Consider the following 22,050-nt stretch of genomic DNA (forward strand, 5'->3'; position numbering starts at 1 on the left):
CCATGAGCACTCCTCAGCTAACGCGACCCAAGGAGCCCTTGTTCTCCCGGCTTCCTGTGATCAGCCACCTGAAGAAGAGCGTAGGCCTTCAGCGGGGCATGCTCATTGTGGGTGTTGTCCTCAGCGGAATCTTCCTGCTGACCAGTATCTTCGCCCCCCTCCTTGCTCCCTATGGATACTCCCAACTCAGCGATGACTCCGGTTCGTTTCCCACCCAGGAAGCTCCCGGCGCCAAACACTTGCTGGGAACAACTGTTGGCGGTTACGACGTCCTGTCACGGGTCGTTTGGGGTTCCCAAACCGCGGTGACAGTCATCATTGTGTCCGTGGCCATGTCCCTGTTCCTCGGTGTGGTCCTTGGGCTTCTCAGCGGCTACTTCGGAGGTTGGCTGGACCGGATCCTGGTAGTTGTGGCAGACGCTATCTACGCCTTTCCAACCTTGCTCCTGGCAATCGTGATTTCCATTGTGATCAGCCGCGGGCAATCCAGCTTCTGGGGCGGCATCTTCTCCTGTGCTTTCTCCATCACCGTGGTTTTTGTGCCTCAGTACTTCCGGGTCATACGTGCAGAGACCATCCGGCTCAAGGCTGAGCCGTTTGTGGAATCAGCCAAGGTCTTGGGGGCGTCCAGTGTACGCATCATTGGGCGGCACATTTTCAAGAACGCCACCCGGACCCTGCCGCTCATGTTCACCCTCAACGCCTCCGAAGCGATCCTGACCCTTGCCGGACTGGGGTTCCTTGGCTTCGGGATCGAGCCGACGTCCGCGGCCGAATGGGGCTTCGACCTCAACAAAGCACTGGCTGATACCTCATCCGGTATTTGGTGGACCGGCGTCTTCCCCGGCATCGCCATCGTTCTGACCGTCCTGGGGCTGACCCTGGTGGGCGAAAGCATCAACGACCTCAACGATCCCCGGATCCGTGGCCGCAAACGCGCAGGCCGTACACCAGCCCCGGCATCCGCAGCGGGACCAGAATCGCCAACAAACCCGGCAGAGGCAGGGAAGTCATGACCACCAACCTTGGAAACGTCTCAGACCGGACAGGCACCGATCAGCCGGTACTCACTATTGATAGGCTCCAAGTCACCTTCGCCACGGACGGCGGGGACGTTCATGCTGTCAAAGATGTAAGCCTGAACGTTGGAGCCGGTGAAGTTGTGGCCATCGTGGGTGAATCGGGCTCCGGCAAAACGGTGACGGCCAAGACCATCCTGGGCCTGCTTCCGGAAACCGCCATCAGCTCCGGAGCCGTGGTGATCAACGGCAACAACGTCATTAGCGTCAGCCAATCCACCCTCCGCAAAATCCGGGGCCGCGATGTGGCCATGGTATTTCAGGAGCCCTCCACGGCGCTGAATCCGGTGTTCACCGTGGGTTGGCAGATAGCCGAAGGCATCCGGGCGCACTCCACGGACGGGCGGCGCATCTCCGCCAAGGAAGCCAAGGAAAGGGCAACCGAGGCACTTCGCAAGGTGGGCATCCCTGACCCTGAAACGCGGGTCAACTACTATCCACACCAGTTCTCCGGTGGCCAGAAGCAACGCGTGGTCATCGCTGCGGCGTTGGCGCTCAACCCCGGGCTGATCGTGGCCGATGAGCCCACCACGGCCTTGGATGTCACAGTCCAGGCCGAAATCCTCCAGCTCCTGCGCGATTTGAGGGACAACTACGGCACCTCGATCGTGCTCATCACCCACAACATGGGAGTAGTGGCGGATCTGGCCGACCGTGTTGTGGTCATGTACCAGGGTGATGTTGTGGAGGAAGCTCGCGCCAAGGTCCTTTTTGCTGAACCCCGGCAGGAGTACACAAAGAAGCTGCTCGCCGCTGTGCCGCACCTCGGACGAAACTCCGCATCCGAGGGCGCCCGAGGCCGACTCCACCAAGATGGCAAAATCCTGGTGGAGGCAAAGAACCTCACCATCGAATACCCCGGGCGGTTCGGCAGGCACGGATTCAAGGCCGTGGATGATGTCAGCTTTACGGTGTCCGAAAATGAGGTCTTTGGATTGGTGGGTGAGTCCGGTTCCGGAAAATCAACCATCGGACGAGCCATTGCCGGCCTGACCCGGACCACGGGCGGCAGCCTGAAGGTCCTTGGGTACGAGATGTTGGACTTTAGGGAGCGAACCTTCCGTCCGCTCCGCAAGGACATCGGTTTCGTGTTCCAAGATCCGGCGGCGTCCTTCAACCCGCACCTCACCATCGGCGAGTGCGTGGCCGAACCGCTCCTGATCCACACCCGGCCAGGAGCCGCTGAGGCGAGGAAGAAGGTAGGTGAGCTGCTCGAATCAGTCCAGCTGCCGGCGTCGTACGCGGAACGATACCCGCACGAGCTGTCCGGTGGGCAGCGGCAGCGTGCCTCCTTGGCGAGATCGCTTGCGCTCAACCCGCGCCTGTTGATCGCCGACGAACCCACATCCGCGCTGGACGTCTCCGTGCAGGCGAAAGTCCTGGACCTGTTCAAAGACATCCAAGAGCAGTACGGTTTCGCGGCTCTGTTCATCAGCCACGACCTCGCAGTAGTGGACATGTTGTCCCACTGGGTTGGCGTGTTGTACAAGGGCCGGCTGGTGGAGCAAGGCATTGGCAATCAGGTGATGGGATCACCGCAACACGACTACACCAAGCGGCTCATCGCTTCGCTGCCTGTACCGGACCCCGATGAGCAAGCACGACGGCGGGAAGCGCACCGCTCGCTGTTGGGCGGCTAAACCGTTCCAGGAAAGTCAGAAGCGGCGAAGACACGCCCCTCATATGCGTAGGGCGTGTCTTCGCCGCTTAATACGGAGTTATTCGGAGACGATGCCAATGTTGAACATCTTTCCGTGAGGCTGTTGCATGAAAATACGAAGCCACAGTGGAAGCCACATCTCCAGGCCGCGGGCGGCATCGAGTCCACCCAGATCCCTGATGTGATCGGGCGCCCAGCCAAATGCCTGCAGGAGCCCGGAGACAGTTGTCTTTGCCGTCTCATCGTTGCCTGCCATGAAAATGTCGTGTGGTCCGGGGAGCATCCCTGGGTCCACCATCACCGGAGCGCTGACCGTGTTCAAGGACTTGACCACTCGTACTTCAGGGAAGGTCCGTTGAATGGACTCCGCGATGCTATCCGTGTTGCATACGGTCAGGGAGGGCGGGAAACCACTCGTTGGATCCAAGGCATTGGAGACATCCAAGAGGATCTTGCCATTGAGATTCGCCTCGCCTGCTTCTGCCAAGGCAGCCAAGCTCACCGTACCCGGGGTGGCATTAACCAACAGCTCCGAACGTGCAGCCGCTTCCGCAAAGGAGCCCGCATGGGCAAGCGGACCTGAAGTGCGGGCCCACTCCACGCCTTTCGGATTGCCTGACTCACGCGAGCCCATCATGACCTCGTGCCCCAGGGCCACGAACTTCCCGGCGAGAGCGTGTCCCACCATTCCAGTGCCCAGAACCGCGATCTTCATGGAGTTTCCTTCGCTGAATCAGAAATGATGCTGCCATTCTGCTCCGATAACGGCGGCGACGATACCGCCGTCTTTGCCCGACTCTGCTTCTGCTGGCCAGGAGGTAACACCCGCGACGGCACCGCCCCGCACCATAGACTGGGGTGCATGACCGAGCAGAACAACCCCCTTCCCCACGACGCCGATTCCTTCAACCCGGCAGCGAGCTCCTTAGCCGGCCAGGTGGACCGTGCCGTCATGGACGAGCTGCTGTCCATCCGGTCCAGCATCGACAACATTGACGCAACACTGGTATTCCTGCTTGCGGAACGCTTCAAAGCCACCCAAAAAGTTGGCATCCTGAAGGCCACCCACAAGCTTCCCGCCGGAGATCCGGGCCGCGAATCCGCCCAGATCGCCCGCCTGCGCAGGCTCGCGGAGGACGCGCACCTTGATCCGGCTTTTGCAGAGAAATTCCTCAACTTCATCATCAGTGAAGTGATCCGCCACCACGAGGCCATCGCCGAGGATCACCAGATCTCCAGCCAGCAGGCGTGACCCGTGACGGAATTGGATAGCGTGCGCGCAAGCGCCACCGGGCTCGGGCCGTGGCCAGGCACCGATCCCACGGAGGCAACCCGGATCATACGGGGCGAGTTGGGCGACCCCCATCTTCCTTTCCTGCCTGAACTGCCGGATCGAGGGGTGGGCTCGGATGGCGTCGGCCGGACTGGCTCCCTGCTGGTTGACCTGGCGTTGGACGTCCAGCCGCACGGTTGGCGCCTGGTGGACAGGCCCGGGAAGGACGCCAGGCGCGCCAGCTCGGCATTATCGACGGACATCAACATTCTGGCCGACGTCGCCGGTTCCGAGGATGTTTCAGCAACGGAGTTCAAGATCCAATTGTTGGGACCCATGAGCCTCGCGGCCAATCTTCACCTGCACAGCGGAGAACGGGCACTGTTGGACTACGGCGCCCGCAGGGACATTGCGGAATCCCTGGCCGCCGGCGTCGGAGGGCACCTCAGGCGCATCGCTGCGGCCGTTCCGGGCTCCCGCTTGGTGGTCCAGATCGATGAACCGGACATTGCCTCCGTCATGGCAGGCACGATCCCCACGGCCAGTGGCTACCGCACGCTGCGGTCCATATCCGGTGAGGAAGTCACAGGGGCATGGCGGGTGGTCATTGATGCCCTGAAGTCTGCGGGCGTGGTCGAGACCGTGGTCTCTGTCCCGGAAATCGAAGCGCCCATCGAGCGGATACTTGCCGCCGGGGCAGACGGCGTCGCGGTGCCCCTGAAGGCCCTGACGTCGCGTCAGTGGGAGCAACTCGCCGCAGCCGTCGAAGCCGGAAAACGCGTTTGGGCAGGGGCGCTTTCCACCAACAAACCTCAGGCCCAACTACCACGCACGGCCGAGGTCATTGAAAGCATCTGGAAGCCGTGGCGCCAGCTTGGCCTTCCGGCTTCCGGATTGGCCGGGCTCCGGGTCACGCCCTCGACGGGACTGGCGGACTTCAATCCTTCGACGGCCAAAGATGTTCTGAAGAAGCTGACCCACGTGGCTGACGGATTGGACCAGCTGGCTCAGGGCTGACTGGAACACCTCAGAATCTCTTCTCCCAGCGGTCTGGTTCCGCGTACCGGGGCAGCGAGGTACCGGGGGCTGCTCCCGGCAGGTACGGCACGAGACGGTAGTCGAAGCGCCCTGCATAAACAAGAACCAAACCGATCTGTGGCTGGATGACCTTGACCTGAATGCGGTGCTTGCCCTCGTCGTTGTCCCACCATTGTTCGGCATACGCTCGTGCGTCGAGGGCTGCCGGCAGTGGAATGCGCAGGGGCCCCAGGAAGAGCCTGCTCGCTTGGGACACACCCCGGAGGCGGCCCTCGGCGGTAACGCTGACATCCAGGTCCGTGACCAGCCGGCGGTAACGGCCTACATGGTCCACCAAGCGGGCGTTTCGATCGGCGCGGGCGGGCAGGATGGCGCTGGTCGTATCGTGGAAGAGCCGCGTTCCCGAGGGGAAGTAGATCTCCCGGCGAGCAGTGAGGGCCGGACGCCCGAAGGGATCCACATGAGCGTGGTTTTCGATCCGGAACGGGATACCCTCGCCGTATTCAGGAAAGAACGCCTCCTCACCTCCTGTCAGGGCGAGGAACGGCCGCAGCCACTTTTGCCGGCACCCCACTACGTCAAAGACGCCTTCGCCAATTCCATAGGAACCGGACCCGGCCGCCAAGGAAAAGTACTCCTGGAGCTGCGGGGTAAGCCGGGCGAACTCCTCGCCCAGTGCCAGCTGGTAGATCGGGGCATTCATGGCATTCCTTCCTTGAATACAACATTGGGGCGAACCCGAAAACCGGAGCCTGCATAAGCTCGCGTTAGAGCCGTCCGGCTGCTTTGAGCCGTATATACGTATCAGCGAGCATGGGAGGAACATCGTGGGGTTCGGCATCCACCACTTCGGCGCCGAGTTGGCGGAGCTGAGCCATCACCGCTGAGCGTTCCAACAGCGCGCGTTCAGCCGCCGCTGCCCGGAAAACCTGGCTGGCCGTGGTCCTCTCTTCCTTCATGGCAGAAAGAAGGGGATCCCTCACTGATGCCACCACCACAACGTGTTGGCGGGACAATTGAGCCACCGTGGGGAGGAGCCCTTCTTCGGGGGCACCGCCGTCGAGCGCCGTCAGGAGCACCACCATTGACCTGTGCGCGGAGACGGCACGCACCTGAGCCGGAACCTGCTGCCAATCGAGTTCGATCAGTTCGGCCTCCAAAGGAGCCATGGACTGGACGAGCTGACCCAGCAAGTTCCCTTTTGACGCCGACTCAACCCTTGCGCGGAGCCTGCGGTCGTAGGCGAGGAAGTCCACACGGTCGCCCCCGCGCTCAGCCAGCACGGCGAGCAGCAGGGCCGCCTCAATGCCGGTATCGAGCCGTGGTTCATCCTCGATTCTTGCGGCAGCTGTCCGCGAAGTATCAAGAACGATCACCACTCGCCGGTCACGCTCCGGGCGCCACGTCCGCACCACAACAGAGGTGCGTCGGGCGGTGGCGCGCCAGTCGATGGAGCGGACATCGTCACCCCGGACGTAGTCGCGCAACGAATCGAATTCGGTACCTGCTCCACGGATCTGCACGGCGGCCCTGCCGTCCAGTTCCCGGAGCTTCCGGAGTTTTGACGGGAGATGACGCTTCGAGTGGAACGGCGGGAGGACCCGCAGCTGGCCGGGCAGGACGCGTGTTCGCTGCCTTGCCGCCATGCCCAAAGGACCCATGGAACGGATGGTGACGTGAGGGCTTTTGAGATCGCCGCGACGACGCGGGACCAACGTCACGGTCATGCGGCGCCTCTCACCTGGCGGCACCACCATGGACTGTGACGGGTTCAGCGCCCCCGCAGATGGCTGCCAGGTGTCCCTTACTTCGGCCCGCAGCTTGCGCCGGGTGGGGTTGGTGATGGTCACTACGGAGTCCGCTTTACCCTCAAGTGTCACGTTTCCAGGCAGGACGCGATCCAGGCCAAGCTGTGCGGGCGATGCTGCCAGCACCAGATCCAAGATCAGCACAAGCAGTAGTCCCGCGCCAACGAACAGGACGGTGCTCCATGCGGGGAAAATCACCAGAGGCACCAGACCCAGAAGAGCCAGCAACACGAAACGTCCCGTAATGGCCACTCAAGCCCCCTCGGCCAACGTCGGTCCGGTGATCACCGGGGTACCGGGACGGACGCAAGGATGCTACCCAGGACATCGTCCACCACGATGCCATCCATCTGGGCTTCCGGCCGCAGGCCTACCCTGTGCCGCAGGCACGGCAAGGACAAGGCTTTGACATCATCCGGGGTGACGAAGGACCTGCCTGACAACCATGCCCAGGCTTTGGAGGTTTTGAGCAACGCGGTGGCCCCACGGGGCGAAACGCCGAGTTGGAATGAAGGTGCGGACCTCGTGGCACGCACGACGTCAACAATGTAGGCAAGGATCTCCGGGGCCACAGCAACTTGGGCAACGGCCGCTTGGGCGTTGGAAAGTTCGACGGCGCCAGCCACCGGCCGCACGCCGGCTGCGGCAAGGTTTCGGGGATCAAATCCGCTGGCGTGGCGGCGGATCACTTCAATTTCCTCAGCCCGTCCAGGCAGCGGCATGGTCAGCTTGAGGAGAAAGCGGTCCAGTTGTGCCTCTGGCAGGGGATAGGTGCCCTCGTACTCCACTGGGTTCTGGGTTGCCGCAACAATGAACGGGCTCGGAAGCGGACGCGATACGCCATCAACGGAAACCTGGCGTTCTTCCATGGCTTCCAAGAGTGAAGCCTGGGTTTTCGGCGGGGTTCTGTTGATTTCATCGGCCAACATGATGTTGGTGAACACCGGGCCCTCACGGAAAGTGAACTCAGACGTATGAGAGTCATAGACCAAAGATCCCGTGACGTCACCCGGCATGAGGTCCGGAGTGAACTGAACGCGTTTGGTGTCCAAGCTCAGCGCAGTGGACAAGGCCCTGACCAGAAGGGTCTTGGCCACGCCGGGGACGCCCTCAAGGAGAACGTGTCCGCCGCAGAGCAGGGCGATCAGCATGCCGGTAACCGTGGAGTCCTGACCGACTACAGCTTTTCCAACCTCGCTCCTGACGTTGAGCAGCGACTGGCGTGCCGGATCCTCCAGGGGGTGCCTCTGCCCGTTTTCTGCAGGCGGCGCCTCGTGCTGCGACGCCTCGTGCTGCAGGGATTCCTGCTGGGGCGTCGTCTCCGCGTAGTGGCTGTTGCTGTCCGTGTGGCTGCTCATCGGGCGATCGCTTCCTGTTCGATTCGTTCAATCTGTTGTGCCCACTGCACCAGTTGTCCTTCGCTTTGCGGCATGAAGTCGATCAGGACGGACCGGACTTCCGTGGCCGGCAGCTCTACATGGCGGGCTGTTATGTCCAAAATTGCTTCGGTGGTGGCGTCAGCTCCAAGGTTGAAATGCCGGGCCAGCCGTGACAGCGTTCCTGCTCTCAAGTTCCGGGCGGCCCGCTCCACAGCACGTGAGTCCTGGTAGAGACGTGCACGGCCTTCCGCTGTTTCGGCGGCTTTGACCACCACGGGCAGCGGCTCGAAAACCAGGGGGCCCATGCGCCGGCCCCGCCACGCGATGGCCAGCAGGGCTACCAAACCCAGCCACGGGCCGGCGAAGGCAAGCCAACGCGGCGCGAGCTCGTTGAGGGTAGGGCTCGAACTGGACGCCGGGATGTCTCCGACGCCGGGGATGTACCACACGAGGTCCGCGTTGTTCCCCAACGTGCGGAGCGCGAGGGCGGCATTGCCCTCCAGGGCGAGGTGTTGATTGTCCAAGAGCTCCCTGCTGCCCAAAACTATGACCCCGCCATCGGCCGATGATGCATATAACCCGGGTCCGTTTCCACGCGGGGCGTAGCAAACCAGGGGGCCTGAAAAGACGGACCCTTGAGCAGATACCGGGCCGGCTTCCAAGGCATCGTCCTGGGTGCAGCCGGGTTCAATTACCTGTGTTGCTTCGGGAACCACCCCGCCAGGGCGGATCCCTTCCGCCAGGCCATTGAGTGTCCTGAGGCGCGGTGTCACCACCACAACACGGTCTGCTGCTGCTGTGATCTCTTCAAGCTGGGATCGGTCAAGAAAGCCCTGTGCGTCAAAGAGGAAGACTGTGGCTTCATCCCTGCTGGATAGTGCTTCCACGGTGTCCTCGAACGTGTCTGTCGGGGTGACCGACACACCGTGGCGCCCCAGGATTTCGGCCACCGCCATAGCGCCATCCGGTGCCGGGTTCCGCGCGGACAGGCGCCGGGAGTCGGTGGCACCGGCAACGCTGTCAATAGCCAGAAAAATCACCAGGCCAGCAAGGAGAGCCGCGAGGGCAATCCACACGAGGTGCTTCCGGAACCAGGCTTTGAAGCCCCGCCCGGCTGAAAGCCCTGCGGCGGCATTGTCCTGGCCCACGTGTTCTTTAGTTGTCATCGGGGTACCGCGAATCCGGCATGGGCCTGTCCGGCAAAATCAGGCTTGAGGCCAAGAAGTTCAGTATCCAGTTGGCGGACCGACTCATAGTCCACACGTGTTGCGGGGTGGTCGCCGTATCGCACAGCGTCGAAAATACCGGCAGCGGCGATGAGTTTGGCCTGTGCCGCTCCAAAAACTCCGCCGAGTTGAGCGGCGGCTTCGTCTGCAGTCCTGCCGGCTCGAGCATCAATGATGTCCCGCTCTTCGGCGGAGCGGACAAGAGCACGGAACTGATCGACGACGGCGGCCGGCCAGTTGCCGCCGTCGGCTGCTGACGCTGCCCTCGCACGGTAGCCCTCGGCGTCGACGGTGTTGTCGTCTCCGTAAAGGTCTCCGGACTCTTTTGCCCTCCGGGCGTTCAGCCTTGGCCGCACGAAAACGATGGCAGCGATGATGATCACCAAAGCCAGAACCACCATCAGCGGAACAGCAAGATTGGGGCCGGTCCCTGACCCACCTTCCAACGATGAAAGCCAATCCAGGAAATCCCGCCACAGCTGTTCCAGCCAGCCGGGCGTTGCATCCGGGTACCGGGGATTGGAGAGTTCCTCAACGGCCCAGCGCCGCGCTTCGTCGCGGTCCGGTGTCACAGGCGGTTCCACCAAGGACTGTGACGAAAAAGCATCGATCGCGGCTGCTCTCATGCCTGGGGTTGCTGCCCGGGGGGAGCGGACGGAAACTGTCCCCCGCTCGGTGGCCAGGCCGTGTTTCCGGGCACAGTGGATGGTCCGCCGGGGATCCCATCAGGATCGGAACCGGTTTCCATCAGCCTCATCAGTTCAACGTCCAGGCCGTCCCGACGCATACGAAGGTCCATGTAGATCAGGCTGGAAACGGACGCCTGAAAGGCGAACGTTACGGACCCCACCAAGGCCCCGATCGCCGTGGAAATCACGGTAGTCAGAACCAGGGTGGAGGTCATCGAGTCGGCGTCCGGGTGGGGAGCAACTACTCCACCGACGACGGCGGAGACCAAGGACACCGGAATTTGGACAATTTGGGCGATGACTCCCACCATGATGGCCACCACAAGGGTGATGCCGAAGATGCGCCACCAGTTGTTCTTGGTCAATTGCCAGGACCGGAGCAAGCCGTCGTAAACGCCGGTCCGTTCCACCACTATGACGGCAGGGGCCAGCATCACCTTCAGGCCAATCCAGACAAAGACCACAATGGCGCCCAGCCCTAGTGGAAGGACGATCACCAACGCGGCAGGTCCCATGGCGGTGAACAACAAGATCGCAATCCCAATCACCGCGGCAGCAGCCAGGAGGCCGCCCAGGGTCAGCAGCGCGGCAACGCCCAGCAACGGCATAATCCGGGGGGCAGCCAGCTTCCACATCTGTTTGAAGCCTGTCCGCCGGTTGAGCACCGAGCGGGAAACCGGCACCACAAGGACACCTTGGAGGACGGATCCCAGGAACCCGATCAGCACCGAAACTCCCAGGGTGCCGGCCATGAACGCGAAGAACGGGCCCATCGCATCGGCGAACTCCGCTTCCGAACTGACGGAGTCAAAGGACGTCGATAGCTGGACCATGCCCACAGTGACAATGCCGATCAGGACTGCTCCGATGGCTTGAACTATCAGCGCGGAGCCAAACATGGAGGCAGCGTTGCGGCGGATCGTCTGGAAAGAGCCATCAAGAATCTCACCGAACTGCAGCGGCCGCAGGGGAATTATTCCGGGCTTGGGGGGAGCGACGTAGAAGGGTTGTCCATAAGGTGGCCCCGGAGGCCATCCCGCAGGAGGTTGACCCGGGTGGTTTTGCCCGCCGCTCTGCGGGGCAGCCCATCCCTGGGTCCCGCCCCACTGTGGTTGGTTTCCCCACTGTGGTTGGTTGCCCCACTGTGGTTGGTTGCCCCACTGTGGTTGGTTTCCCCACTGTGGTTGGTTTCCCCACGCCGGCTGACCGCCCGGCGGCGGATTCTGGCCGTGCTCTGGTTGTGACACGATTCCCTCCCATAAGGTCCGGCCCGCCGACTCCCGACGTCCCCCAACACGGACCTTCGCACCCAGCCTATAGTCCCGCCGTCGTCCCTCATAGCCTGCCGCCTTGACGGCTGTCCCGCGGCGTGGTGGATGAAGAGTGCAGTACGGTGGAAGTGCTCCGGGGGCGCCATGCCGTGCGCCGTCCCCAACGGGACAAAGACTTGGCGATAAGGGAATATATAACTATGAAGGCACGCATTCTGGTAGTTGACGACGACGAAGCACTTGCAGAGATGATTGGCATCGTCCTGCGCAATGATGGCTTCGAGCCGGTGTTCTGCGCAGACGGCGGCCAAGCTTTGGAGGTCTTCCGCTCCTCGAAGCCGGACCTGGTGCTCCTGGACCTGATGCTCCCGGGCTCGGACGGGATTGAGGTGTGCCGGCAAATCCGCGGCGAATCGGACGTTCCCATCGTCATGCTCACCGCAAAGTCTGACACTTCTGATGTGGTTCGTGGTCTGGAATCCGGCGCCGACGATTATGTGCCCAAGCCCTTCAAGCCCGCTGAACTGGTAGCGCGAGTGCGCGCGCGGTTGCGGCCCGGCGACCAGAAGGCCCCCGAAACACTGCGTATCGCGGACGTCACCATCGACGTCGCAGGGCACCTGGTAACCCGGGGCGGGGAACGGATCTCGCTGACACCCTTGGAGTTTGACCTTTTGGTTGCACTGGCTCGCAAGCCGTGGCAGGTGTTCACCCGCGAGCTGCTGCTTGAGCAGGTGTGGGGATACCGCCACGCCGCTGACACACGGCTGGTGAATGTCCACGTCCAGCGGCTGCGCTCCAAAATTGAACGTGATCCGGAAGCGCCCGAGGTCGTATTGACGGTGCGTGGTGTCGGATATAAAGCAGGTTCCTGAGTCCCCGGTCGGTAAGACCGGCACGGCAGACGGAACCCCTGGCTCCACTGCTCCTGATTCTGCCGGAGTCCAGCAAGTGACCCCGGCCCCATCGGAGTCCCCGGATGCCTCCCCTGAGCAACGGGAATCGCTCCCTGAACGGCCCGCCAAGGACGCCAGGAGTTTTTCCTGGCTCCTGTCCCGGACGCGTATCTGGACACGCCGCGGCCTGATCCTGGTCCTTCGAGTTTCGCGGCTGGTGTCTCTTGGCGTTCGACAGATCAGGCCAGGACTGCGCTGGGTTTGGCGTTCGTTGTTGCGGCGCTGGCGCCGTTCCTTGGAGTTCCGTACCGTCCTCACCACCTTGCTGCTCGCAGTGACGTCGTTTGCGATTGTGGGCGCGTACTTGTCCAACCAAATTGCCAACAACCTCTTCCAGGAGCGGTTGGCGCAGGCGGAGTCAGAGTCCCGGTTCAACGTCAAGCAAGTTCAGGACACGTTCGACGGCGCGCAGGTCACCGACCAGTCAAGCGTGATCACCTTGGTTTATGACACGTTGACGGCCGTGGAAGGCCGTGGATCGGTCATCCAGCGTAGATATGTCTTCGAAGCGGCTCCGGAACAAACAAAACCCCGTAACCGCTGGGTTGAGTCGCGCGCTTCGGATCAGCTGACCGTTCGGGTCATTCCACCCGAGCTTCGTAAAGCGGTTCAAAGCGGCGGGAAGCAACAGTTCTGGGCCTCCACCCAGTTTCCAGTGGGAAACGAGGACAGGCCCGGCATCGCCGTGGGGAACATGGTCACCTTCAACGGAACGGCCTACGAGCTGTATCTGATCTATGACCTCAACACGGCCCAACAGACACTGGACGAGATCCAAAACGTCCTGTGGGCGGGCGGAGCGGCACTTGTCATCATGATCGGTGCCATCGCCTGGTACGTGACCCGCAACGTCGTCAGCCCGGTAAGCCATGCCGCCGTGGTGTCGGAAAAACTCGCTGCCGGCCAGTTGCAGGAACGAATGGTGGTCAAGGGAGAAGACGAAGTTGCGAGATTGGGCGCGTCCTTCAATCACATGGCCGCAAGCCTCCAGGAACAGATCACCCAGTTGGCCACGTTGTCACAGATGCAACAACGCTTTGTGTCCGATGTGTCCCACGAACTGCGTACCCCGCTAACTACTGTCCGTATGGCGGCCGAGGTCCTGTTCGATGCCCGGGATGACTTCGACCCCATGAACAAGAGGTCGGCTGAGTTGCTCTACCACCAGGTTGAGCGCTTTCAGTCCTTGTTGTCGGACCTGTTGGAGATTTCACGGTTTGACGCCGGCGCCGCCACCCTTGATGCAGAACCACAGGACATCTTCCAAGTGATCACACACGTCATGGAAGGGGCGGCGCCTGTGGCCGCGGAGTATGGGTCCGACGTGCGGCTGAACGCCCGGCAGAAGAGCATCATTGTGGAAATGGATTCCCGCAGGATCGAAAGAATTCTCCGTAACTTGCTGCTCAACGCCCTGGAACACGGGGAGGGTAAGCCGATCCACATATCCGTTGCCGCCAACAATGATGCTGTAGCAGTGTCAGTAAGGGACCACGGCATCGGGATGACGCAGACCGAGGCTGCCAGAGTCTTTGACCGCTTCTGGAGGGCAGATCCGGCACGGGCCCGCACCACTGGAGGAAGCGGCCTGGGCCTTTCCATTGCTGCCGAGGACACCAAGCTCCACAATGGTTGGCTCCAAGCCTGGGGGCGGAAGGGGGCCGGTTCCAACTTCCGATTGACACTTCCACTGCGGCAAGGCGGCACCATTGTGAAGTCGCCCCTCCAGCTGGAACCTGCGGATATTGAATTCCCCGGATCAGCAAGTGAACGGCAGATGCTGGTACTGGACCCGGAATCCGGAAGTACTCTGCCGCGGCCACAAGCCGTCGATGGGAAGCCCGTTCCCGGCGACGGAGGAGCAGGGGAGAACTCGTGAGAACGGTGAGGTCACGACGCAGCACGGCAGTCGTCGCGCTGTTGGCCGTGCTGATGTTCCTGTTGGCTTCCTGCGCGCAAATTCCCCGCTCCGGACCTGTTGGCAAGAGTAAGGACGAAGGCGCCGGCAACCCCAACGCCCCGGTCTTCTTCCCTGCGGCTCCGCGTGCCGGTTCCAGCCCGGAGGCTGTGATCGAGGATTTTTACATGGCAGGCAGTGGCTATGAGGATGACTACCCCGTAGCACGCCAGTTCCTGACGCAGGCGCAGTCCGTGACGTGGAAGCCGGACAAGCGCGCCCTGGTGTTTCGGGAGCAACGGGTAGTCAAGGCAGCGGGGGAGAACGAGTACCTCTACGAACTCGACGTTGCATATTCAGTGGATGCTGACGGTGTTGCAACCCAGTTCCCTCCTGGCACCAAGGAAACCATTCCCCTGACGCTCGAGCAGGTGGAGGGTGAATGGCGGATTTCCAAGGTGCCCGATGGCACCGCCATCCCCGAAGAAACGTTCAAGGTGATCTACGGGGCCAATCCCATCTACTTCTATGACCCCACGTTTACCTACGCGGTGCCGGACTACCGATGGTTCATCAAGAAGAACACCGTGAAATCCATGACCAGCGCGTTGCTTGCCGGCCCGGCTCCTTACCTGAGAGGGGCAGTAGTCAGTGCGTTCCCATCGGGGATGAAGCTCGCCCGGGAATCCGTGCCGGTAGTTTCCGGCGCAGCGCAGGTGGATCTCTCGGCCAAGGAGCTGTTTGACGCTTCCGCTGAGGACCGCCAAAGGATGCAAAACCAGTTGGCACTGACCTTCCGTAGTCAGCCTGATGTCATCAACGTCCAGCTTCGTGCCGATCAGGACCTGGTACGTGTTGAAGACAACGGGACAGTTCTGCCACCGGTTCTGGACAAAAGCGTTCCTGCCCGCCAGATCGCCGTGAACAACGGCGACCTGGCGCGCTACGAAAACAACAGGGTCACTCCGCTACCGGACATACAGTCGGTTGCCGGACTTGGCCCCCACTCGCCCGCCGAGTCCCCGGTCTCGCAAACCGCAGCTTTCCTCAATGGCGACAAAACCACCCTCTATTCCATCGAACCGGGGCAGGCAGCGCGACAGCTAACCACCAGGAGCACTCTGACCGGTCCTTCGTTCAGTCCGAACGATTGGGTGTGGACAGCGGGTCCCGGTGCCACCGGTGCCGCCGAAGTTGTGGCGTACAAGCCCACCGGCATAGCTCCGGGTGCTGCGATTCCCAGTGTCACCATGACGCCTGCCTGGCTCACGGGGCGAACAGTCAAGGATTTCAGGGTTTCCCGCGAGGGAACCAGGGCCTTGGTCATTTCCGAGGCAAACGGTAAGTCCGCCGTGCAGATTACTGGCATAGTCCGCAACCCGGACGGGGTTCCCAAGGACCTCACGCTTCCCATCACACTGCTCAGTAATAGTGCTGCCGATCAAGGTGCCTGGGTCAACGGGTCCACAGTGGCGGTGATGTCCGGCTCGGCTACTTCAACGGTGGTTCCGGAACTCCTGTCGCTGGCGTCGGGTGAACCGCAGCAACTGGCACCTTGGGATGGTCTCACCAGCCTCAGCGTGGGTAACGGCGCCGAACAGATTTTTGGACAGTCGACTGCGGGGATCTTCCAACGAGTGGGGAATGGGTGGGAGCTGCAGCTCAAAGGACCTACGGAGCCGGCCTTCCCGGGCTGACGTGCCGTGTCTGATTTTCTTGCTTTATCCACATAGCTCGGAACGCTTCCCCGTCGGGAGAACTACACGTTCAGACTGCCAAGGTGACCTTTTCCTTCCTTGGCCCCTGGTTCCGTAACCTGCAGCTCCGCCGTTCCGACCCCGACCTCGATGTTCCCGAATCCGTTGGGGCGCGTCGCCGTGGCCCGGACCAACGAAGAACCGGCCGGGTCATCGCCGCACTGCAGGGCACCCTGGTTGATCTGCTGGCAGTCCTCATTCCCGTGGACTGCGTCTGCTGTGAGAAGGAAGACGCGGTGCTTTGCGGCAGTTGCGCAAAAAGAGTTCGTCAGCTGTGCAGGCAGCCGTTCCGGGCCGAACTGGAATCGCCGGCGCTTGTTGATGTCGATGGAACGGCGAAGATCGGGGTGGTGGCGGCTGGGCCGTACCGGGATGAACTGGCCCGGTGCCTCCTCTCCTTCAAACGACACGGCCAATGGCGCCTGGCTGATGTCCTGGCTCCCTGCCTCAGCAAAGCCGTGGATACTGCCATCGGTGGCGGCTCCGGTTACTGCCTGGTCCCTGTGCCAAGCAGCGGTAGGGCTTACCGCAGGCGAGGATTCAGCCCGGTGCATCTCCTCCTCTTCTTCATCCGCGTGCGCCGGATGCTGCCTCTTTGCCCCATTCTTGACGTGCTCAAGAAATCGGTAACGTCGGGGCCATTAGTGACCGGCCCGGACGCCGTCCGAGAGATGGCGGCCCGTCTTGTTGCCGAGGTCTTCGGAGGCGCCCCCGTGGACCACGGGCGCGGAGGCCAAAAGGGCCTGGGAAGAGGTGAACGCGCCCGCCGGGTCCGAGGATCCATGAGCGTACGGCGCGGACGAACCGAAGACTTGAAGGGCCGGAGATGCATTCTCGTTGACGATGTCCTGACCACTGGCGCGACGCTCGCTGAGGCAGCACGGGCTGTCACGGCTGCTGGCGGCCAGGTCTGCGGCGCTGTTGTGCTGGCGGCCACGAGGCCACCAGCCTACGCTTCCGTAGCTGCCACGGGCGACCCCGGTTCAGTCATTAAGACTCAATCAAAAAATAAGTGGCTAAAGGATGAATAACCGGTGGCGATGAACTAACGTCGGTTGTGGGTACCAAGAAAAGATGTACCTGTCGATAGCGGCTCGGAAAGGGGCTCGACTGTCCGTCAGACAAGCCCCCAACAGCGCCGTTGTCGTGTCACCTGAGTTATTTGGAGGGCACCATGGAGTTCATGATCAGCGGACGAAATCTGACAGTTTCAGACCGCTTTCGCGAATATGCCGGCGAAAAAATCTCAAAGATTGAATCGCTGGGGGATAAGGTCCAGCGGGTTGACGCAAAGGTTTCCAAGGAAACCAATCCCAGGCAGACGCCTGGCGAGCTCACCGTAGAAGTAACCGTCCTGGGCCGGGGCCCCGTTATCCGTGCCGAGGCCACAGCCGCTGACAAATTTGCTGCCTTCGATCTCGCGTACAACAAGCTGCTTGAGAGGCTTCGTCGTGCGAAGGACCGCAAGAAGGTGCACCACGGCCGCCATACGCCCAAGGCTGTGCGGGAAGCTACGGCAACACTTGAGCCAGCCAGTGCTAGTGAGCCGCTTTACGTCGAAGCAAGTAATCACAACGAGTCCGCGCCAGCGGTGGACGAGCGGTCACCGTATGACATTGAGAACGACATTCCGGCAGGCGACTCACCCGTCCTGATCCGCCGGAAGGTTTTCCCCGCAGCATCTCTGACCCTCGATGACGCTGTGGACAACATGGAGCTTGTGGGACACAACTTCTATTTGTTCCTGGACAAGGAAACCAACGCACCGTCGGTTGTGTATCGGCGCAGTGGCTGGACCTATGGCGTGATCACCCTTGACTCCACCTGCGAGCCCGGCGAGGAAGCCGTGGAGGAGAAGATTCACGCCTACCGCTCCGATGATCAGGCAGCCACAGCCAAGTAACACCTGGCCCTAGTCACGAAGGGACTTCAATGACCGCTTCGCTGAGCCTTTCACAGGCACGGCGGATCGCATTGGCAGCTCAAGGACTGGCAAAGGTACGGCCCACCGGCCCCGTAACTTCACGGGCGGTGGGCCGTACCTTTGCCCGGCTTCAGCTTGTCCAGATCGATTCAGTGAACGTTGTGGCACGGAGCCACTACCTTCCGTTCTTTTCCAGGCTGGGCAGCTACGATCCGCTGATCCTCCAAGCGATGGCCGGCCGTAAGCCCCGCAAAATGATGGAGTATTGGGCGCACGAAGCAAGCTTTATCCGCCCGGAGCACTTCCAGGACCTGCTCGTATGGCAAAAGCGGGCGTGGGTGGGCGCACATCGTCTTGATCCGGCCGTACGGCAGGATATGGAAGACCGTATCCTGGTGGCCCTCACAGCCGGACCTCCCATGACAGCAGCCGAGCTGACTGCAGAGCTCGGCCATGACGAAGACCCGGACCGGGACAACTGGGGCTGGAACTGGAACATCGTCAAGCGGGTACTGGAGCACCTCTTCGAGCAAGGCCGGATTACTGCTGCATCGAGGACGCCCCAATTCGAGCGAAAGTACACGCTCACCTCACGGGTTGTCACAGACGCCAAACCGATCCAGGCCGATGCTGAAGCGTCCCTTGACCGTCTCATGGATGCAGCCGCGCAAGCCCACGGAATTGGCACGGTAAGGTGCTTCTCCGACTACTTCCGGACACCGTTGAAGGCGGGTGCAGACTCTGTACAACGCTTGGTCCGCGCAGGCCGCCTCGAACGTGTTGTGGTTCGGGGATGGGACCGGGAGATCTTCCAACACGTTGACGCCAAGTTGCCGCGAAGGGCCGCAGGGCGGGCGCTTCTGAGTCCTTTCGATTCCTTGGTCTTCGAAAGGCGGAGACTGGAAGAGTTGTTCGGATTCCACTACAGGATTGAGATCTATACCCCCGCAGCCAAGAGGCGCTTCGGCTATTACGTCCTGCCGTTCCTGCTCAGGGAAGGCATCGTTGCCAGAGTGGACTTGAAAGCGGACCGTGCGTCCCGTCAGCTTCTGGTGCGCTCTGCATTTGGCGAGAAGAACGCACCGTCGGACACCGCCGTCGAACTTGCCGCAGAACTCAGGCTCATGGCTACATGGCTCGGCCTGCAGGAAGTGGTTGTCTGGCCGGTGGGGGACTTGGCCGAAGCGTTGTCCGCGGCCGTGGCAAGAGATGGTGATGCCCCAGGAGAACACCTCCGGCCGGGCAGTCCGCTCAGAGGTGAACCCGGCAACGTGGCGATGGTCTCTCCCGTAGACTGAAACAGCCAGAATTCGGCAGCATGAGACTGGGAGCAATTTCACGTGGCATCACTAATCGAAAAACTTCTCCGCACGGGTGACAAAAAGACACTCAAGACACTGCGGAACTATGCCGATTCCATCAATGCCCTGGAAGACACCTTCAAGTCCTTCACGGATGCTGAAATCCGCGAGGAAACGGACCGGCTAAGGTCCCGCCACCAAGACGGCGAAACCTTGGAAGCCCTCCTCCCGGAGGCCTTCGCCGCCGTCCGTGAGGCTTCCTCCAGGACCTTGGGCATGAGGCATTTCGATGTCCAGCTCATGGGTGGCGCCGCGCTTCACCTGGGCAACATCTCCGAAATGAAAACCGGTGAAGGCAAGACCCTCGTTGCCACAGCTCCGGCCTACCTCAACGCCCTTTCGGGCAAGGGTGTCCACGTTGTCACCGTGAACGACTACCTTGCCGAATACCAGTCCGAACTCATGGGCAGGGTCTACCGGTTCCTTGGTCTTACCAGTGGTTGCATCCTGTCCAACCAGGATCCCGCCGTACGCCGGGAGCAGTACGCCGCTGACATCACCTACGGAACCAACAACGAATTCGGCTTCGATTACCTGCGCGACAACATGGCCTGGGATGCCAATGAACTGGTCCAGCGCGGGCACAATTTTGCGATTGTGGATGAGGTCGACTCCATCCTGATTGACGAAGCCCGTACACCGTTGATCATTTCGGGTCCCGCGCAAGGTGACACCAACCGGTGGTACAGCGAATTCGCCAAGGTGGTCCTCCGGTTGCAGCCTGACGTCGACTACGAGGTCGACGAGAAAAAGCGCACCGTGGGCGTACTGGAAGCCGGTATTGAAAAGGTAGAGGACTACCTCGGCATTCAGAACCTCTACGAATCTGCCAACACGCCGCTGATCGGTTTCCTCAACAACGCGATCAAGGCCAAAGAACTTTTCAAGCGGGACAAGGACTACGTCATTCTCGACGGCGAGGTCCTGATTGTTGACGAGCACACCGGCCGAATCCTGGCCGGCCGTCGCTACAACGAAGGCATGCACCAGGCCATTGAGGCTAAGGAAAATGTAGAGATCAAGGCTGAGAACCAGACCCTCGCCACAGTGACGCTGCAGAACTACTTCCGCATGTATTCCAAGCTGGCCGGCATGACCGGTACTGCCGAGACTGAAGCCGCAGAGTTCATGAGCACCTACAAGCTCGGCGTCGTTCCTATCCCCACCAACCGCGACATGCAGCGCATCGACCAGTCGGACCTCGTCTACAAGAACGAGGTGGTGAAGTTCGATGCTGTCGTTCAGGACATCGCCGAACGGCATGAGAGTGGCCAGCCTGTACTGGTGGGTACCACCAGCGTTGAAAAGAGCGAATACCTCTCGAAGCTTTTGGCCAAAGAAGGCATCCGGCATGAGGTCTTGAACGCCAAGAACCACGCAAGGGAAGCGTCCATCGTGGCCCAGGCCGGGCGAAAGGGCGCAGTCACTGTAGCAACCAACATGGCGGGCCGTGGCACTGACATCATGCTTGGCGGCAACGCCGAATTCACCGCCATTGCCGAACTCGCCAAGCGAGGACTGGATCCTGAGGAAAACTCGGAAGAGTACGAGGCTGCATGGCCGGAAGCGTTGGCTGCAGCCAAACAGGAGGTCAAGGACGAGCACGAAGAAGTTCTGGACCTCGGCGGACTATATGTCCTTGGCACCGAGCGCCACGAATCCCGCCGGATCGACAACCAGTTGCGCGGCCGTTCCGGACGTCAGGGCGATCCCGGTGAATCCCGTTTCTACCTCTCCCTCACGGACGACCTCATGAGGTTGTTCAACTCAGGTGCGGCCGAACGGCTGATGAACAGCTCCGTGCCTGACGACGTCGCCCTTGAGTCCAAGCTCGTATCCCGTGCCATCGCATCAGCGCAAGGCCAAGTAGAGGGTCGCAACGCCGAGCAGCGCAAAAACGTCCTCAAATACGATGATGTTCTCAACCGCCAGCGCGAAGCAATCTACGGGGACCGTCGTCGGATCCTTGAAGGCGATGACCTGCACGAAAAGGTCCAGTTCTTCCTGGAAGACACCATCAACTCACTCATTGACGCCGCTACGGCCGAGGGATCAGGCGACGACTGGGACTACAACCAGCTGTGGGCAAACCTGAAGACTCTGTACCCGGCAACCGTTACTGCCGAGGACATCATTGAGGAAGCCGGAGGCAAGTCCAGGGTTACTGCAGAGTTCCTCAGGGAGGAAATCCTTTCGGACGCCCGGCTCGTTTACCAGGCACGCGAAGAATCCATCGGCTCCGAGAGCATGCGCGAACTTGAGCGGCGGGTTGTGCTTTCCGTCCTTGGACGCAAATGGCAGGAACACCTGTACGAGATGGACTACCTCAAAGAGGGAATCGGGCTTCGTGCAATGGCCCAGCGTGATCCCCTGGTGGAATACCAGCGCGAAGGGTTTGTCATGTTCCAGAGCATGATGGAAGCCATTCGCGAGGAAAGTATCGGCTTCCTCTACAACTTGGAAGTGGAAGTAACACCGGCCGAAGATGTGGTGGTGGCCGATGATTCTGCCTCCGGCGCACACACAGAGCATCACGATCCGCAGATCCGTGCGGCGGGCCTTCAGGCTCCCGAAAAGCCCGCGCAGTTGCAGTACACCGCGCCCGGAGAGGACGGAGCGACTCAGACACGCATTGAGGGCCGGGCCTCGGGCCGCTCCGGCAATCCTGCTAAGGCAGCAAGCCAGGACCAGCGGAAACAGGCGAAGAAGAAGCGTCGCTAGCCCGCTACCGT

At 61.4% G+C, this 22,050-nt stretch carries 18 protein-coding genes; 11 read left to right on the plus strand and 7 right to left on the minus strand.

The genetic code is table 11. The features are described from left to right. Positions 1–2 precede the first annotated feature (2 nt). The gene (locus ACIQH5_RS08340; RefSeq protein ID WP_400402032.1) at positions 3–1,016 is read left to right on the plus strand and encodes an ABC transporter permease; all 1,014 of its coding nucleotides are present in this window, start codon (positions 3–5) and stop codon (positions 1,014–1,016) included. Beyond that, entirely contained in the window at positions 1,013–2,719 is a 1,707-nt protein-coding gene (locus ACIQH5_RS08345) for an ABC transporter ATP-binding protein (protein ID WP_400402034.1), read from the plus strand. The genes ACIQH5_RS08340 and ACIQH5_RS08345 overlap by 4 nt, the downstream gene beginning before the upstream one ends. 78 nt (positions 2,720–2,797) lie before the next feature. Here the strand turns inward: ACIQH5_RS08345 and ACIQH5_RS08350 are convergent, their stop codons facing one another. Then, positions 2,798–3,454, minus strand: coding sequence for an NADPH-dependent F420 reductase (locus tag ACIQH5_RS08350; RefSeq protein WP_400402035.1), 657 nt, complete (start codon positions 3,452–3,454; stop codon positions 2,798–2,800). Between the two features lie 147 nt (positions 3,455–3,601). Between ACIQH5_RS08350 and ACIQH5_RS08355 the strand changes: the two genes are divergently transcribed. Then, the gene (locus tag ACIQH5_RS08355) at positions 3,602–3,991 is read left to right on the plus strand and encodes a chorismate mutase (RefSeq protein ID WP_400402036.1); all 390 of its coding nucleotides are present in this window, start codon (positions 3,602–3,604) and stop codon (positions 3,989–3,991) included. A 3-nt stretch (positions 3,992–3,994) separates the two neighbouring features. Beyond that, complete coding sequence (locus ACIQH5_RS08360; RefSeq protein ID WP_400402038.1) at positions 3,995–5,029, plus strand: hypothetical protein; 1,035 nt, start codon at positions 3,995–3,997, stop codon at positions 5,027–5,029. Between the two features lie 10 nt (positions 5,030–5,039). On the opposite strand, the gene ACIQH5_RS08365 is transcribed toward ACIQH5_RS08360, so the two are convergent. From ACIQH5_RS08365 to ACIQH5_RS08390, 6 genes are all read right to left on the minus strand, one after another. Continuing rightward, the gene (locus ACIQH5_RS08365) at positions 5,040–5,753 is read right to left on the minus strand and encodes a DUF4166 domain-containing protein (protein ID WP_400402039.1); all 714 of its coding nucleotides are present in this window, start codon (positions 5,751–5,753) and stop codon (positions 5,040–5,042) included. 64 nt (positions 5,754–5,817) lie between these two features. Continuing rightward, complete coding sequence (locus ACIQH5_RS08370) at positions 5,818–7,110, minus strand: DUF58 domain-containing protein (protein WP_400402040.1); 1,293 nt, start codon at positions 7,108–7,110, stop codon at positions 5,818–5,820. A 32-nt stretch (positions 7,111–7,142) separates the two neighbouring features. Then, positions 7,143–8,216, minus strand: coding sequence for an AAA family ATPase (locus ACIQH5_RS08375; protein WP_400402042.1), 1,074 nt, complete (start codon positions 8,214–8,216; stop codon positions 7,143–7,145). Then, the gene (locus ACIQH5_RS08380; RefSeq protein WP_400402043.1) at positions 8,213–9,403 is read right to left on the minus strand and encodes a DUF4350 domain-containing protein; all 1,191 of its coding nucleotides are present in this window, start codon (positions 9,401–9,403) and stop codon (positions 8,213–8,215) included. Before ACIQH5_RS08380 ends, ACIQH5_RS08375 begins: the two co-directional genes overlap by 4 nt. Continuing rightward, a complete protein-coding gene (locus ACIQH5_RS08385) occupies positions 9,400–10,089 on the minus strand; it encodes a DUF4129 domain-containing protein (RefSeq protein ID WP_400402044.1) in 690 nt (229 codons plus the stop codon). Before ACIQH5_RS08385 ends, ACIQH5_RS08380 begins: the two co-directional genes overlap by 4 nt. After that, the gene (locus ACIQH5_RS08390) at positions 10,086–11,051 is read right to left on the minus strand and encodes a hypothetical protein (RefSeq protein ID WP_400402046.1); all 966 of its coding nucleotides are present in this window, start codon (positions 11,049–11,051) and stop codon (positions 10,086–10,088) included. Before ACIQH5_RS08390 ends, ACIQH5_RS08385 begins: the two co-directional genes overlap by 4 nt. 572 nt (positions 11,052–11,623) lie before the next feature. On the opposite strand from ACIQH5_RS08390, the gene mtrA reads away from it, so the two are divergent. The 7 genes from mtrA (at position 11,624) to secA (ending at position 22,039) form a co-directional block, all read left to right on the plus strand. Further along, entirely contained in the window at positions 11,624–12,298 is a 675-nt protein-coding gene (gene mtrA, locus ACIQH5_RS08395; protein WP_014922244.1) for an MtrAB system response regulator MtrA, read from the plus strand. Continuing rightward, positions 12,270–14,258, plus strand: a complete 1,989-nt coding sequence (gene mtrB / locus ACIQH5_RS08400) for an MtrAB system histidine kinase MtrB (protein WP_400402048.1) — start codon at positions 12,270–12,272, stop codon at positions 14,256–14,258. The genes mtrA and mtrB overlap by 29 nt, the downstream gene beginning before the upstream one ends. A gap of 5 nt (positions 14,259–14,263) precedes the next feature. Next, the gene (locus ACIQH5_RS08405) at positions 14,264–15,973 is read left to right on the plus strand and encodes an LpqB family beta-propeller domain-containing protein (protein WP_400402490.1); all 1,710 of its coding nucleotides are present in this window, start codon (positions 14,264–14,266) and stop codon (positions 15,971–15,973) included. Positions 15,974–16,056: 83 nt separating this feature from the next. Further along, positions 16,057–17,064 carry a ComF family protein gene (locus tag ACIQH5_RS08410; RefSeq protein WP_400402050.1) on the plus strand — a complete coding sequence of 336 codons (1,008 nt, stop codon included), beginning with the start codon at positions 16,057–16,059 and terminating at the stop codon, positions 17,062–17,064. A gap of 143 nt (positions 17,065–17,207) precedes the next feature. Further along, positions 17,208–17,936, plus strand: a complete 729-nt coding sequence (hpf, locus tag ACIQH5_RS08415) for a ribosome hibernation-promoting factor, HPF/YfiA family (protein WP_062066177.1) — start codon at positions 17,208–17,210, stop codon at positions 17,934–17,936. A 29-nt stretch (positions 17,937–17,965) separates the two neighbouring features. Then, on the plus strand, positions 17,966–19,255 hold the full coding sequence (locus tag ACIQH5_RS08420) for a winged helix-turn-helix domain-containing protein (protein WP_400402052.1): 1,290 nt from the start codon (positions 17,966–17,968) through the stop codon (positions 19,253–19,255). A 42-nt stretch (positions 19,256–19,297) separates the two neighbouring features. Next, positions 19,298–22,039, plus strand: coding sequence for a preprotein translocase subunit SecA (gene secA, locus ACIQH5_RS08425; protein ID WP_400402054.1), 2,742 nt, complete (start codon positions 19,298–19,300; stop codon positions 22,037–22,039). Positions 22,040–22,050: the final 11 nt, after the last annotated feature.

The organism is Paenarthrobacter sp. NPDC091711, assembly GCF_044756605.1.
Classification (GTDB): domain Bacteria; phylum Actinomycetota; class Actinomycetes; order Actinomycetales; family Micrococcaceae; genus Arthrobacter.

Coding starts and splice junctions, on each gene's coding strand:
- ACIQH5_RS08340 (WP_400402032.1), top strand. CDS start 3: ATGAGCACTCCTCAGCTAACGCGACCCAAGGAGCCCTTGTTCTCCCGG.
- ACIQH5_RS08345 (WP_400402034.1), top strand. CDS start 1,013: ATGACCACCAACCTTGGAAACGTCTCAGACCGGACAGGCACCGATCAG.
- ACIQH5_RS08350 (WP_400402035.1), bottom strand. CDS start 3,454: ATGAAGATCGCGGTTCTGGGCACTGGAATGGTGGGACACGCTCTCGCC.
- ACIQH5_RS08355 (WP_400402036.1), top strand. CDS start 3,602: ATGACCGAGCAGAACAACCCCCTTCCCCACGACGCCGATTCCTTCAAC.
- ACIQH5_RS08365 (WP_400402039.1), bottom strand. CDS start 5,753: ATGAATGCCCCGATCTACCAGCTGGCACTGGGCGAGGAGTTCGCCCGG.
- ACIQH5_RS08375 (WP_400402042.1), bottom strand. CDS start 8,216: ATGAGCAGCCACACGGACAGCAACAGCCACTACGCGGAGACGACGCCC.
- ACIQH5_RS08380 (WP_400402043.1), bottom strand. CDS start 9,403: ATGACAACTAAAGAACACGTGGGCCAGGACAATGCCGCCGCAGGGCTT.
- ACIQH5_RS08385 (WP_400402044.1), bottom strand. CDS start 10,089: ATGAGAGCAGCCGCGATCGATGCTTTTTCGTCACAGTCCTTGGTGGAA.
- ACIQH5_RS08390 (WP_400402046.1), bottom strand. CDS start 11,051: ATGTTTGGCTCCGCGCTGATAGTTCAAGCCATCGGAGCAGTCCTGATC.
- mtrA (WP_014922244.1), top strand. CDS start 11,624: ATGAAGGCACGCATTCTGGTAGTTGACGACGACGAAGCACTTGCAGAG.
- hpf (WP_062066177.1), top strand. CDS start 17,208: ATGGAGTTCATGATCAGCGGACGAAATCTGACAGTTTCAGACCGCTTT.
- ACIQH5_RS08420 (WP_400402052.1), top strand. CDS start 17,966: ATGACCGCTTCGCTGAGCCTTTCACAGGCACGGCGGATCGCATTGGCA.